Here is a 14,682-nt window from a genome sequence, read left to right as displayed (position 1 = left end):
TATAAGTGTTTTCGAAACATTTTCTAGTATTTTTGGGAGCAATTAAATAAAAAACATGTCTAAACTAGATCGATTTATAGATAACAAATTTGTACAAAATATAGTCGTATGGATTTTTATCATGTTAATACTCGCGATGTCTATACAAGCAGAAAATAGACTTCTTACGGCTGTTTTTGCTGTACTGTTTTTGATTTTCCCAGTATATATAAACAATCTCAAAATAGTTCCTTTGTTTAACAGAAAAAATAAACTATTGGGAATATTGTTGTTCTGTTTAAATGCATTTGTTTTTAGTAGTATTGCTGTATATTTTATGAGTAATTATTTTGAAAAGTTTGAATGGCGTATGCTATACAATCTATTTTCAGTTATGATTTTGGCATTGCTTTTTAGCACTGCTATAAAAATTGCTAAAGACAGTTTTATACGTAGACAAGAGATAAAAGATGCTGAATTAAAATTACTTAAGGCACAATTAAATCCTCATTTTTTGTTTAATACTTTAAATAATTTGTATGGATTATCTGTAGTAAATTCTAATAAATTACCTGATTTGATGCTCAAATTATCAGACTTACTCAGGTATAGTTTATATGATACTAAAGAACAAGTAGTTCCTTTACAAAAAGAAATTCAATATCTGCAAAACTATATATCTTTAGAACGGATACGTTTAGAAGACAAAACAAATATAGTTCTAAATGTTCCTTCTGATACGGGAGCTTTATATATAGCCCCAATGCTATTAATAGTATTTGTAGAGAATGCATTTAAACATTTGGGAGTTTCTAAAAAAGATGAAAATAGAGTAATGATTGACTTGCAACTTAATGAAAGGGAATTAATGTTTATTTGTAAAAATACTATCGATACATCTGAAAATCTTGAGTCTGATTTAGAACAAGGAAAAAGCGGAATCGGTTTGGAAAATGCAAAAAAACGTTTGAATTTAATATACCAAGACAGGTATATACTTGACATAAATGAAGGAGAGGAAGAATATAATGTCCAATTAACATTACAACTTTAAATGAAATTATTAAAATGTATTATCGCAGATGATGAGCCTATTGCTCGTCAGATCTTAGAAAATTATATTGGACAAGTCCCAAATTTGGAATTAATAGCATCTTGTAAAGATGCTTTTGAGGTAATGGAGTTATTGCAGAAACAAATGGTAGATATTTTATTTTTGGATATTAATATGCCAAAATTATCAGGATTGAGTTTATTGAAAACGATGATAGACCGTCCAGAAGTCATTATTACAACAGCGTATCCAGAATTTGCTTTAGAGGGATTTGAATTATCGGTAACTGATTATTTGTTAAAACCTTTCTCATTAGAACGTTTTATACAGGCAGTACTAAAAACTCAAAAAAAGAATACTGTAGAAAATGATGTAAAAATCATTTCAGAGAAAGAGGAACTACCTAAAGCTATTTTTGTAAAAAGTGACAAGAGACTCATAAAAATACGTTTTGAGGACATTCAATATATAGAAGCTTATGGAAATTATATTAAGATTTTTACTGATACTATGGTGTTAACCCCTAATACATTATCTGATTTTTATGAGAAACTCCCGAAAGAGAATTTTATTAGAATTCATAAATCTTTTGTGATTAATTTCAACGAATTAAAATTGATAGAAGGGAATCAACTTATACTTAATAGTACTAAGGTTTTACCTATAGGAAAATCATATAGAAAACTAGTACTAGATAAAATAGACGGGATATGATCTTATTATTACATCTTTTAAAAATAACAAAAACGGTATTGATTTCTATTTTAATAATACTATTTGGGTATTCTAATATTAATGCTCAAAAAGATACTTACCCTAGTTATATAATAAGAGCTTTTGAGAATAAAGAAAATATTGAATCTTTAAGTTTTGATAAATGGGAACCCTCAGTAATACCAGATTCTATAGGAGTTTTTAGCAATTTAAAAGATCTAAAAATATTTAGAAACCAACTTAGCGAATTACCAGAATCAATAGGGGAGCTAACCAATTTAGAAATATTCTTTATTTATGAAACTAACCTTAAAGAAATACCGCAGTCATTTACTAAACTCATCAAATTAAAAGATTTAAGAATTACACATGGTAAAATAAAAGAAATATCATATTTGATGAGATTAAAAGAATTGAGAACACTTGATCTTGCAAATAACAATATAACCCATGTACCAAAAGAGATTGGGGGTTTGAATCATTTATATTGGTTAGAATTTCATAATAATAAACTGACTTATCTTCCTGAATCTATAGGGAAACTTACAGAATTAGAGATGTTAAGGGTGAACAAAAATAAATTAAAAAGATTACCAGAATCTATTGGTAATTTAAAAAATCTGGAAATGCTCGAACTTTATAAAAATAAGCTTCGCGATTTACCGGATTCGTTTAAAAATCTGACCAGTCTCAAAAGACTATATTTAATAGATAATAAGTTCGATGCTTTGCCTACCGTAATTGGAGATTTAAAAACCTTGCAATCACTTAGTATTGGAGGGTTAGGGCTAAAGACTGTTCCTGAATTTATTGAAAATCTAACAAATTTAAAATCAATAGGTTTAGAAAGAAATAAATTAAAAGAATTTCCAGAAGTAGTGAGTACGTTAGAAAATTTAGAAACTCTGGTTCTCAATCAAAATAAGATAAAAACTTTACCACAATCATTAGCAAAGCTCACTAAACTAAAGAAATTATATGTATTGGATATAAAATTAGATAGTTTTCCTAATGCAGTTAGTCAGCTAAAAAATTTGGAGTTTTTGATGCTTAATGAAAATAGTATAAAAAGTTTACCACAATCTTTAACAAACCTAACGAAACTTGAGGAGATATATTTATCAGATACAAAATTAGATGTTTTTCCAGAAGTTATAAAAGATATGGAGATGTTAGAAGAACTAGATCTAAGTAAAAATAACTTAAGTAACATTCCATATTTAATAGGTAATTTAAAAAATTTAGAGGTATTAATTCTTAACAAAAATAAATTAAGAAATTTACCAGAGACGATTAAACATTTAGTGAATTTAAAAAGACTAGAGATAACTCATAATAAGCTTACAGAAGAAGAGAAACAGAAAATAAAACAATTATTGCCAGAATCTTGTAAGATTTATTTTTAAATCGAGATCAAAGCCCACCTTTTATTTAATACTAAATTCTAGTTTATATTCATCGCAAAGTTGCTTTTTATCTAAAATACTAACTCCACTATCAAATAATCTATTTAGGTTGTTTCCTGCCAGATCTTCTAGGCGAGAATCAATCAAAACTTGATATTGCCCTTTTTTCCATGGATGTTTTGGAGTAAAAATTAATGTTGATTCATTGTTTGTTAGTTGCCATTCTCCATAGATTTCTTGTTTTTCAGCATTAATAATTTTCATGCTATTTAGGGTACTACCATAGTCCATGGATTCACCAAGAAAAATAACCAAATCATCATTGTTTTCTGGAGGTAAAATTTTGAAAGAACCCATACTGGGCTGTATTCGATCTGCATAAGTAATTTTAAACAAATGAGTAAAATCTTTTTGCATGGAAACACCTTGTCGGTCCTTTATGTTTTTTAATACGATTAATTGATACATAGCATCGTTTTCGAATACTGGCCCTAATTGTTTGTTAGGAATTAAATCACGTTTTTGTCGCCCGGGCTCTATCCAGACAGTTAACAGTTTTCCGTCTTCACTAATAAGAGCATTTTCAAGAGATAAAGTAGTCCTGGATAATGTATCTCCCTGATTATTTATAAAACGAATATAATCGTACACATGAACTTCATTAACGGGATGAGAAAATTGTACATACCACTTTAACAGGTTCGAAGGGAGTGATTTTGCAGAAGGATAAATCGCTTCTACCGCAAGATAATTATACGCTTCAGGTATCTCTAAAGTAAAATATTCTATGGTATTGTTATATATAAAGGTATACTCCTGATTCCATCCAAAAGGCACCAATGGTGTAAAATGAAGTTCTAGCTCATCTATCTGTATTGTACCCAGTATGGGATGTGTACGATCAAGTTCTTCTTCAGAAATTTGGCCTCTATACACCTTAAGATTATTAGAAAGGTTAAACTCATCTGTTATAGTAAGACGGGTTTTGCCAAAGCTAAACCTTGGAGATGTCTGCGAGAACATCCCCAAAACAAAATAAAACGATATAAATATGACACTAACAATGCTTTTAAACTTGTTATGCATGGCTTGTTAGTATTATTTCTCGATCCACCAGGTACGTCCTTGTTTTAAAGCTAAATTTCCATTCGATTCTCGTTGTACGATTAAGAAACCAGATGGTCCGTAGTTATCTAATTGTTGGACATTTACAAAAGGTAAATTTACATAATCAACACCTACAGCAGCTCCTTTTTTGATAACAGGAGTAGTGAGAGAACCTTCATAAGCTTCTAAATCAGAAAATTCCATTTTCATTAGAGGTCTATTACTATTGGCAATAAGTAAATATCGTTTCCCTTCATTTTCCACTTCAATCATATCTACAGGACTGTTTCCACTGCCGAGTTCTGCGACAGTTCTTCCTTTGTTATGAACACCTGGTTTGATTTGATCTGTAGGAAATATGACCAATGGGGTACATGTATATCCAGCAATAATATGAGAACTCCCTTTTATCTTAGTAGGAACAAATGCTTTTATAGGAGCATGTGTTTCATATTTACCATGTGCAGCATGATAAATTTCTAGAGAGCTGTAATTCTGTTCTTTAGTAAACGGAAAATCGATTGACCGAAAAGTGGATCCAAATTCTTTATTACTTAAACCAGATAACATAATTTTTCCAGAAGTATATTGCATATCTGCTACCGCCCACTTACGAAGTTCTCGACCTCGTTTGTCTTTTGCATCCATTGCGATTGGATCAAGTAAAGAAGTTTTGCTATGAGAAATATTATCTAGAGATACTGGTTTTAATTTATTATTATCTACCTTAAATAATATAGCAGTTCCAGAACCATGATGTACAGATAAATAAATATTATTATTCTCAGGATTAACAGCCATATCAGTAATTTGTATTTGGTCTGTTGTAGTACCTAACATATCAGCAATAAGTTGATCCAAAAGGTCTATTTTTACCTTACTATTATCAACTTTTGGATGTGAACTTACGTCAATTGCAACTATTTGTGCAGATTTACTATCCCCAATAAATAATATGCCTTTGGGTCCGAAGGTCATAGAATTAATTGATTTAATCTCAGGATTACCGGTAGTAAAATTAGCTTTTAAAGAAGAATTTGCGTTACCGGTGATGGTCAAAAAAAATAGAATCAAAGTGATGATGAATGTTACTAATGTTTTCATGGTGTGCGATTTATAGAATGATCGATGTTTTTAAAAGTAAAGAAAAAGTAGTATGTCTACAGTTAAAGAATTGCTAATATGATTAAGAGTATTTTTTGAGCATTTTTTAGTGGCATTATATTTGCGCAAAAATTATCTTTATATTTAAGAGTATTTGCTGGATTTCTAATTTGATAACATGTCATGATCTCATTAAAAACTAAAGAGTTTTTAGGTAAAACAACAGAACAGTTTTCTTTTGATAATTATGATATTTCTATGGTTAAATATCATCAACCAGTATCAGAAGATTGGCATTCTCATGAAAAGTATCATCTTTCCTTAGTTTTACAAGGGGGTAACTTAGAATCTAGAAAAGGAAAAGATATTCAGGTACTGCCAGGAAGTATCATATTATATGATAAAGAAGAAATACATCGTAATCGGCATACCGCATTTCCTTCTGAGAATCTTAATATAGAAATAGATGATCTATTCTTTATGCAAAATGAACTTTCAACTTCTGATTTTAAAACATCAATACTTAAAAATACAGAGGTTCAGTTTGAATTATTAAAGATATATAAAGAACTACGAGTTAATGATATCTCTTCTTCAGTATCTGTTCATTCGTCATTACTTACCTTGTTTTCGGGTTATAATAAAGCAACTGACTGCAAACCTCCCTGGGTAGATGTTATTAGAGAGTTATTATGTGATCGTTGGAATGAGTTTATAACACTCGAAGAATTATCTCAGGAGCTTCATATACATCCTGTTACGATTTCAAGATATTTTTCCAAATACTTTAATTGTACGCTTGGAGAGTATATGCGCAGAATCAAAATAGAAAAAGCCATTTTATTTTTAAAGCATAGTAATAAGTCTCTCACAGAAATTACTTTTTTATGCGGTTTTTCTGATCAGAGCCATTTTTCGAAGATATTTAAGCTCAACACAGGTTTTAGACCTTATGAATTTAGAAAAATATAATAGATTATTTCTTCTAGGTTAATTTCATCCTATTTTTTAAGCTTTTTTCTTCATTAATTTACATAACTAGTAGTGTATTACATTATTCATATAATTAATTAAGTCATTCAATAATCATGAAACAAGCAGTCTTTATGAAAAGTATAATAGTAATCGCATTTCTTTTCATTTTAACGCCTTCCTTTTCTCAGTATCATAATAATGATATTATAAAACAGGCACAAGAATTATTAGAAAAGAATTATATCTTTTTGGATAAAGCAAAAGAAACAAATGCGCACCTTGATGTATTAATGAAAAAAGGTTTCTTTGATGAAAAATCTCCCGCTGATTTAGCAAAAGCACTTACCTTAGAATTGCAAAAGATTACAAAAGATAAACATCTTCGTTTTTCGGCCCCTAGAAAAGATCAAGTAAAAAAGAAAAAAGAAAGATCAATTACAGCAAATCTAGCCAGGTATAGATCTCCAATGTTACGAGGATTTCAACTTTTGAAATCTAATATTGGTTATATAGATTTGGCATTTTTTGGTGGTTCTGAAGAACATCTGGCAAAGATAGACCTTGTTATGAAAGAGATGCAAATTGCGGATGCTATTATTATTGACATGAGAAGAAACGGAGGAGGACATCCAACCACTGTTAACTATCTATCCAGTTACTTTTTTAATGAAAAAGTATTACTTAATTCTATATATTCTCGTGCACAAAATCATACCGAAGAATTATGGGTTGTGGATGTAAATGGAACAAAAAGACCTAAAGTACCGGTGTATATACTAACTAGTACATCCACATTTTCTGGGGCAGAAGATTTTTCATATACCATGCAAAGTAGAAGTAGAGCTACTATAATTGGGGAAGTCACAGGAGGAGGGGCTCACCCTACACGATATTTTCCTTTGGATCATGGTTTTGGAATAGGGATACCTTTTGCAAGAACTATTAATACAGTTACAAAAACAAATTGGGAGGGAGTTGGTGTACAACCAGATATTAAAATGGTTGCTGATGATGCTCTGGAAAAAGCAAAGGAATTGGCAATAGAAGAAGCTTCAAAGTATAAGAATTCTCTTTTTGTACCATTAGAAAAGGCACTTACTGCTTTAAAAGATAAAAACGGAGAAGAAGCAGATAAAAATAAAGTACATAAACAACTTGAGTTGTTGGTAAAAGCCAATATACTTGGAGAAGGAAGTATTAATGAACTTGGATACGAATACATGCAAAGTAAGAAAACACAAATAGCTCAGGTTATTTTTAAATCAAACACCCTTCTGTTTCCAGATTCTGCAAATGCTTGGGATAGTCTTGCAGAAAGTTACTTAAATTTAGAGAATAAGGAAAAAGCAATCGAGTATTATAATAAAGCCATAAAAATGGATCCTGATGGAGGTGTTGGAGATAATGCTCGAGCAATGCTAAAAAAAATTACAGCAAAAGTTGTAGCACATTAATAATTAGATACTAATTATTTAAAGCATACCTTTTGAAAGATGATCTACCAGATCATTTCTAAGAAAAGATAATTTTAAAGGAGCCAATATCCTATAAGATTAACTCTTAGAAATGATCTGGTTTTGTTTTTGGAGTAAAACTTCAAGCCTATTTTTAGTGATCAAGCTATAAAAGTAAGAGAGTTTACTTATTTCTCTTTATAATCTATAATATCTTTTATTTCCACTCCCATATAATCGGCTATTTTCTTTAACCGTTCAAAGTCTTTTAATAGATCTTTTCGCTTAACGACATAATCTCCGGCCTGCGGACTTACTCCCAGAACTTTTGAAATACCATATACCGTTTTAGCTCCTTTACTTTTTTTAAGGAGCTTTTTTAATTTTCTATTAACCATAAAACAAACATACATATAATGTTTGATTAATCAAATAAATTTTTATTAAAAAAATATTTGATTATTAAAATAATGTTTGTATATTCGTGAAATACAAATTCAAAATCATCAAACTATGAAACTCTTATTGGCAACTGTAGTATTTTGTGTATCTATAGGAAATGCAACCCCATCGATAACAGATCCTATCTCATTAAAAAAGAAAGATAAAATTGAGCGTAAAAAAGAAGATGCTTCTCAAAATAAAAATGCGCATTCTTTAAAGAAATGGAGAATCACAATAGAGTATACTAATGGTAATGTATTATCTAAGACCATTGTTGTTAATAAAAATTCTAAATTAAGTGCGTTAGAAACAGCTTTTAAAGAAGCTGACAAACATTTGAAGGATATTAAAAATGTTAAAGAATATAGCATATCTCCCGTTACCAACTCTTATGTGATATTAGCAGGAGAATAAAATTTAATCAATACCCTGAACTTACCTATACTTATAAAAAAGGATCGTACATTACGGTCCTTTTTTATATTTCTAAAATTATCATTAACAATTCTAGATTAAATTCAAAAAGAAGTTTATACCTTTCTTAACTATTGCAAATTAGTATTGATATGTCTAAAGTATTCTCTGTTTTTCTTTTTTTAAGTTGTTTAATGTCATTAACAGCACAGGATGATAATCCTTCTCAACAATTTTGGAATTCTTTACAGAATTTATGTGGAAAATCATTTGAAGGCATTCTAGAATTACCAGCAGAGGATGACCAGTTTGGAGGAAAAAAATTAATAATGCATGTGCGTCAATGTAGTAATGATGTAATTAAAATACCGTTTTTTGTAGGAGAAGATAAATCCAGAACTTGGGTATTAACTCATATTAATGATCGAATTATGCTGAAACATGATCATAGACATCAAGATGGTACCGAAGATAAGATCACTCAGTATGGAGGTATAACAACGAATCCTGGACAAAAGGATATACAGATATTTCCTGCAGATAAAGACACGCAAAAAATGATTCCTAAAGCTTCAACAAATGTTTGGTGGATAACTATAGATGATACAAAATTCACATATAATTTGAGAAGATTAGGAACACCAAGAGTTTTTAGAGTAGTAATGGATATTACAAAACCAGTCAAAAATCCCGAGGCACCTTGGGGTTGGAAAGAAAAATAAATGTAATCTAACTATTTAAAATTTTCATCAAGAATTACTTCTTCATTGAGTTTTTCTGTTACATTCAAATGAGCTACTTCTCCAGCTCCCAAAAACCGATATCGAAGACCAACAATATTCCCCATAGATTTATTATACTGTCCAGAATAGATTTTTTTATTGTCTATTAACACAGTTACGTGTTTTTCTTTTATATCTATATGTATTGTTCTAAATTCTGATAAATCGACGCCAAACGCAGAAAGATCATTTTCCTTACCTTTTAAGTATAAATCATTAAGCATAAGGTTGATATCAGAAACACATCCTGGTATTGAAAAAGGGATGACTAGAGCACCGTTCGTTCCAAGAATTACAATTTTTAAAGATTGACAAATGGCCCACTTTTCGTTATATACATTTCGTACTGAAGTTTTTATAGATAAGTTATCTCCAGAAGAACCTTTAAAATCTTTTACCAAATGAAAAGAAGAAACAATAGGTTCTGTACTGGTTGTAATTTCTTTAATAATAGATTTCGGAAAAGACAAATTACTATGAAACAGATTATCACTTTGTATATATTTAGGAACAGGCTTGTAATCTATTGTACCAATCCAACCAGGAGAGGTAATAAATAAATCATGTTCTTTTATAATTTTACCATCAACTAGAAGTTTTGCCCCAAAATAACCAGGGTAGTAATAGATTCCTGTTGCCTGATCTTGTTTTGGATTTATTTTAATAGTCTTGGTGACATCCCAAAACTGTTGAATATAGATGCTGTCTGATGTAATATGATTTAAATTAAAATCAAAAACTACAGAGTTAGGTAAGCCATCAGTTATGGGGCGGCTACTAAATTCAACTTTTGTGAAGTCAATTGTTTTCGATGTATTCTGATTAGATCCAATCATAGAATAAAAAGAAATAAATACAATTGTCAAAACCGCCGCAGATGTTGCAATAATCCCCATATTTTGCAAGACTTTTTTTTCTAACCATGAGGATTTTTGACTTTCATTCTTATGTTTAAAATCCCTCCAGTTTAGATATCCGGCAAATTGTGAAAGGGTATTTAAGGTACTAATACTAGGTGCGCTTTTGTAGCTCACTTTACCCCAAATTCGTTTTAATGTAGTAGGACTTAAAAGAACTTGAGTATGTTGTTGGATAGTTTCGCTTAATTCAATAAATACATCATTATGCCAAACATCAGAACTTCCCCATTCGAGATTTTCTTCAATTTCGAGGAGACATTTCTGTACTAATTTATATTCTGGATATGTATTCATAATCTCTAACAAAAATCATCAAAAAATACGACTTGAACAACATTGAATCGATTTGAATGAACTTGTTTCTGCTTTATTTGGTAATAGGTTAGAACTTTGAGTTCAATCAAAAAATTAAATCTAATGATCAAGGTATTCACTTTCGTTTTATTGAGCACACTTTGTATTCACACTACAAAATCACAAAATATTATCCCTATTGATACAACACATTGGGAAATTAATGCTCAGTCTTATGTCTTAGAGAATTTTAAAGGCAAAGACGCTATTTATATTCAACGTGGTTTAGCATACCTCAAGGACACCAAATTTTTAAATGGGACTATAGAATTTGATGTGTATCTCACAGAACGTCAGGGGTTCCCAGGAGTTCGCTTTAGGGCAGTAGATAGATCTAATATGGAATCTTTTTATCTACGAGCTCATTTGCCAGGAAAACCCGATGCAAATCAAGCTACCCCAGTTATTAATGGGGTTTCGCCTTGGCAACTCTATTTTGGACCGAGATATTCTTTTCCCTATGACTATAATTATGACGGTTGGACACATGTAAAACTAGTAGTTAACGGTCGTAGAGCTCAGATATATTTGGATTATGCAAAAAAACCGAATCTATCTTGGGATTTGATTCGTGAACCCCGTGAAGGAGAAATTGCTATAGGGGGGGGAGGAGCTTCGGCTATGCACTATGCAAATTTTACAATTAATAAAAATGAATATGACATTGTAGATTTTAAACCAATAAAAAGAAAACCAATAGAAGGGTTAGTTCCAGAATGGCAAGTTTCTGATATTTTTGAAGAAAAGCAGTTAGATGATATTACGAATTTAACAAAGGTTGTTAAGTCCAGAAAGTGGGGTAAAATGATTCAGGTAGAAGAAGGTACCGCTGCTAATATTGCAAGAGAGGTAATTTTAAGAGATGGAACTCCGAGAAATACTGTTTTTGCAAAAATTACCTTTACATCGGATAAGGACCAGGTAAAATTATTTGAATTTGGATATAGTGATAGGGTGGTTGCTATTTTGAATAATAATGCTATTTATAAAGGAACCAATAGATGGAGATCCAGAGACTATCGATATTTAGGAACTGTTGGATTGTTTGATGCAATATATTTGGATCTAAAAAAAGGAGAAAATACACTGCTGTTAGCGGTATCTGAAGATTTTGGAGGTTGGTTAGTTACCGGTAAATTCTCTAATCCAAAAGGGGTTACAATTAAATAAAACTCATTTTTATATTTAAAACTTCACATTAAGACTAATGGCGGTAGTTTCTATTTTGGCATATTTTAAATCAGGAGCATATCCATTTCTATAAGTAACACCTATACTGATATGTTCCTGTTTTCCTGGATAATAATTAAATGAAAGATTTACTAAAGGAAGCTCTTTTTTTATGGTAGAACTATCGCCCAAAACTCCTCTATAAGTTCCGTCAAAAATAAGCTGTATAGATTGTGGTAAAGCCCAGTATTCTACAAATAATCGTGCAAATAAGGCAGAGAATGTTTCCGTTTTTCCTTGTGAAACCAGATCAGGGACTTCATTGTATTCATAACCAAAATATGGAAAGTATAACCCTTTATAATCTACTTCATCATTTTTAAAACGCCATGTAACTCCGGGTAAATATGAATATTCTGGGTCACCAATAAATGACAATTGTCCCACATACCTTAGCTCATTATGATCTTCCAAAAGATTACGTTTAAATGCAAAATTGGATAACAGATAAGGTTTTAGTGTAAAACTTTGACCAAAATAATACTCTGCATTAATACCAGCACTTAGTTTATCATTTTCATTATCCTCATTAGAAGACTTATGCCATTCTATTACCGGATATAGCAATAAAACAGAATTTGTATGTTCCAGTAACTCGATTTCGCCAAATTTAATAGCTAAATCTACATTTATAAAATCATTATCTGATTTATGATTCTCAAAGAAACTAAACGTAGCAGGTTTATATTCATTAACAGAACCATCAAAAGTTTTTCTAATGCTAATATTATTTCGCTCTAACCAATTTTTAGTATCATCTTGAGAAAGGAGGTCCGCAGGAATAATACATACACATAATACTACTACAATTGGAATAAAATAACTTTTCATAACCTAGTGGTTTATTTTGTTATTGATCAAATTACAAAGTAGAGCAACGGTTAAATTACTTTTCTTTATTTCTGTTGCTAAAATTGTAGCATTAGGTTCAAAATTTTTAACATACCCTCTTAGTGCCAATGCCATACTAATTAGTTGTGGATTATTCATTTTAAGTGGGTGACTTTTTAATATAAAATTGTCCTTCAATTTATGAACAGGAAACCTTGAGAATTTAGAAACAAAGTCTTTAACATCTGTAAAAATTTCTGATTGAGTTGGCTTTTTCATAATGCTATTCTTTAATATTTCAAAAGTAACATTTGCAAATGACTTTTATATATCAACCCTTAGTATTATTGAAGAGTTGAGAATATTTAAGGTATACATATTAATACAAATAATGTATTTATCGAAGTGTTAAATAACAATTTTGTAACCTTTTTTAACAACACTTTGTCAAATCAATGCGAATTCGCAATAAAAGTAAGTAATCATATTAATTTTATACAAGATGAATCAATCAAAACGAATAGTATCCTATACTATATTTATATTAACCCGTTGTGCATTTAGTTAATATTAATTTTTAGGTTGTTTATATTTCTGTTGAATTCAAACCTATTGATATATTGAATAATGGTCATTGCTGTGATCTTTGATAAGATTCTATTTTTAAATCACTCAAAAGATTTCGCATAATTTCTTCGAATCATAAATTNTAACCCGTTGTGCATTTAGTTAATATTAATTTTTAGGTTGTTTATATTTCTGTTGAATTCAAACCTATTGATATATTGAATAATGGTCATTGCTGTGATCTTTGATAAGATTCTATTTTTAAATCCCTCAAAAGATTTCGCATAATTTCTTCGAATCATAAATTGATCACAGAGTTGAGAAAACAATGTTTCAATACGTTTTCTAGATTTCTTGAAAATATAGGGTTGTTCTTTGTAATTAATTTGATTCTTACGCATCGGAGTTTTAAGCCTAATATTATGAGATTCAAATAGATTTAGTTGATATTCTGCTGATAAATACCCTCTATCACCAAGCAGTAAACAATCCTTGAGNAAATCCCTCAAAAGATTTCGCATAATTTCTTCGAATCATAAATTGATCACAGAGTTGAGAAAACAATGTTTCAATACGTTTTCTAGATTTCTTGAAAATATAGGGTTGTTCTTTGTAATTAATTTGATTCTTACGCATCGGAGTTTTAAGCCTAATATTATGAGATTCAAATAGATTTAGTTGATATTCTGCTGATAAATACCCTCTATCACCAAGCAGTAAACAATCCTTGAGTTGATGTTTTATGTCTTTTAAATAATTGATATCGTGTACAGAAGCAGGACTAATGTCCATACTTTCTATAACACCTTGTGCAGAACAAACAGCGTGAAGTTTGTATCCATAATAATGGCTTGATTGGCTAGCACAATACCCTTTTTCAGGTAAGCTATAATTTTGCTCTTTACAGATTTTACTTCTGGAACTCCTTGATAATTTGCAGACTTCCAAAGGCATGCTATCAACAATATAACAATGTTCAAACTGATTCAATGTGAACACCAATTCTTTGCGAAGTGATTCTCTAAAGCAAAATAATTTTCGTTTTCTTCTATTGTAAACACTTCGCTCGATTTTGGCAGATAAATTAGATGGCAATATTCTAAAAAGTTGACATTCACTATCAATACTCATATATTCTGAAGTTAAATCAATAGCTATGAGTTCTTTATCTCTCAATTTAGGTTTACGTATTTGATGTAAATAATCCATTTTTGAATCTAATCCTTTTAAAACCTTGAGTATTTTATCGTAATTTGCTTGAAAGTTGTGCATATGAATTATAGTGTCGTAACTACAATTTACTGCCTTTTAGCAGTTTGCGCAACTTTTTCTAAATGCACAACGGGT

The 14,682-nt window shown here is 30.2% G+C and carries 14 protein-coding genes and 3 pseudogenes; 8 read left to right on the top strand and 9 right to left on the bottom strand.

Annotation, left to right across the window (positions count from 1 at the left end; translation table 11 throughout):
* Positions 1-55 precede the first annotated feature (55 nt).
* From FOF46_RS00085 to FOF46_RS00075, 3 genes are read left to right on the top strand one after another with little or no spacing between them, the layout of a single operon-like run.
* Complete coding sequence (locus FOF46_RS00085) at positions 56-1,033, top strand: sensor histidine kinase (protein WP_109437429.1); 978 nt, start codon at positions 56-58, stop codon at positions 1,031-1,033.
* Complete coding sequence (locus FOF46_RS00080) at positions 1,034-1,747, top strand: LytR/AlgR family response regulator transcription factor (RefSeq protein ID WP_143915046.1); 714 nt, start codon at positions 1,034-1,036, stop codon at positions 1,745-1,747.
* Positions 1,744-3,153 carry a leucine-rich repeat domain-containing protein gene (locus FOF46_RS00075; protein ID WP_143915045.1) on the top strand — a complete coding sequence of 470 codons (1,410 nt, stop codon included), beginning with the start codon at positions 1,744-1,746 and terminating at the stop codon, positions 3,151-3,153. Before FOF46_RS00080 ends, FOF46_RS00075 begins: the two co-directional genes overlap by 4 nt.
* Positions 3,154-3,174: 21 nt before the next feature.
* Here FOF46_RS00075 and FOF46_RS00070 read toward each other — a convergent pair whose 3' ends face one another.
* Positions 3,175-4,239, bottom strand: coding sequence for an Ig-like domain-containing domain (locus FOF46_RS00070; protein WP_143915044.1), 1,065 nt, complete (start codon positions 4,237-4,239; stop codon positions 3,175-3,177).
* Between the two features lie 12 nt (positions 4,240-4,251).
* A complete protein-coding gene (locus tag FOF46_RS00065) occupies positions 4,252-5,364 on the bottom strand; it encodes a hypothetical protein (protein ID WP_143915043.1) in 1,113 nt (370 codons plus the stop codon).
* A gap of 183 nt (positions 5,365-5,547) precedes the next feature.
* Here FOF46_RS00065 and FOF46_RS00060 point away from each other — a divergent pair, with 183 nt between their 5' ends.
* Together FOF46_RS00060 and FOF46_RS00055 are read left to right on the top strand one after the other, a co-directional pair.
* Positions 5,548-6,336 (top strand): helix-turn-helix transcriptional regulator, encoded by a 789-nt coding sequence (locus FOF46_RS00060; protein WP_109437424.1) that lies wholly within the window; start codon positions 5,548-5,550, stop codon positions 6,334-6,336.
* 134 nt (positions 6,337-6,470) lie between these two features.
* A complete protein-coding gene (locus tag FOF46_RS00055; protein ID WP_167571708.1) occupies positions 6,471-7,793 on the top strand; it encodes a S41 family peptidase in 1,323 nt (440 codons plus the stop codon).
* Positions 7,794-7,981: 188 nt separating this feature from the next.
* On the opposite strand, the gene FOF46_RS00050 is transcribed toward FOF46_RS00055, so the two are convergent.
* Positions 7,982-8,206, bottom strand: a complete 225-nt coding sequence (locus tag FOF46_RS00050; RefSeq protein WP_109437422.1) for a hypothetical protein — start codon at positions 8,204-8,206, stop codon at positions 7,982-7,984.
* Between the two features lie 100 nt (positions 8,207-8,306).
* Between FOF46_RS00050 and FOF46_RS00045 the strand changes: the two genes are divergently transcribed.
* Positions 8,307-8,651: a hypothetical protein gene (locus tag FOF46_RS00045; RefSeq protein ID WP_143915041.1), complete on the top strand. Its 345-nt coding sequence runs from the start codon at positions 8,307-8,309 to the stop codon at positions 8,649-8,651.
* Between the two features lie 152 nt (positions 8,652-8,803).
* Complete coding sequence (locus FOF46_RS00040; protein WP_143915040.1) at positions 8,804-9,373, top strand: hypothetical protein; 570 nt, start codon at positions 8,804-8,806, stop codon at positions 9,371-9,373.
* Positions 9,374-9,384: 11 nt separating this feature from the next.
* On the opposite strand, the gene FOF46_RS00035 is transcribed toward FOF46_RS00040, so the two are convergent.
* The gene (locus FOF46_RS00035) at positions 9,385-10,647 is read right to left on the bottom strand and encodes a hypothetical protein (RefSeq protein ID WP_143915039.1); all 1,263 of its coding nucleotides are present in this window, start codon (positions 10,645-10,647) and stop codon (positions 9,385-9,387) included.
* Between the two features lie 123 nt (positions 10,648-10,770).
* Between FOF46_RS00035 and FOF46_RS00030 the strand changes: the two genes are divergently transcribed.
* Complete coding sequence (locus tag FOF46_RS00030; protein WP_143915038.1) at positions 10,771-11,877, top strand: hypothetical protein; 1,107 nt, start codon at positions 10,771-10,773, stop codon at positions 11,875-11,877.
* Positions 11,878-11,892: 15 nt separating this feature from the next.
* Here the strand turns inward: FOF46_RS00030 and FOF46_RS00025 are convergent, their stop codons facing one another.
* The 5 genes and pseudogenes from FOF46_RS00025 to FOF46_RS00005 all read right to left on the bottom strand — a co-directional run.
* The gene (locus FOF46_RS00025; protein ID WP_143915037.1) at positions 11,893-12,768 is read right to left on the bottom strand and encodes a hypothetical protein; all 876 of its coding nucleotides are present in this window, start codon (positions 12,766-12,768) and stop codon (positions 11,893-11,895) included.
* Between the two features lie 3 nt (positions 12,769-12,771).
* Positions 12,772-13,047, bottom strand: a complete 276-nt coding sequence (locus tag FOF46_RS00020; RefSeq protein ID WP_143915036.1) for a hypothetical protein — start codon at positions 13,045-13,047, stop codon at positions 12,772-12,774.
* Positions 13,048-13,328: 281 nt separating this feature from the next.
* Positions 13,329-13,475: pseudogene (locus FOF46_RS32425) on the bottom strand (IS982 family transposase); the annotation flags it as partial.
* 18 nt (positions 13,476-13,493) lie between these two features.
* Positions 13,494-13,826, bottom strand: a pseudogene (locus FOF46_RS00010) (transposase); the annotation flags it as partial.
* Between the two features lie 7 nt (positions 13,827-13,833).
* Positions 13,834-14,607, bottom strand: a pseudogene (locus tag FOF46_RS00005) (IS982 family transposase); the annotation flags it as partial.
* Between the last annotated feature and the right edge of the window lie 75 nt (positions 14,608-14,682).

Origin of the sequence: Aquimarina algiphila (assembly GCF_007489275.1) — a bacterium.
In the GTDB taxonomy this organism is placed as follows: domain Bacteria; phylum Bacteroidota; class Bacteroidia; order Flavobacteriales; family Flavobacteriaceae; genus Aquimarina; species Aquimarina algiphila.
Note: the sequence above shows the minus strand (reverse complement) of the source record. Positions and strands in the feature narration are given on the sequence as shown.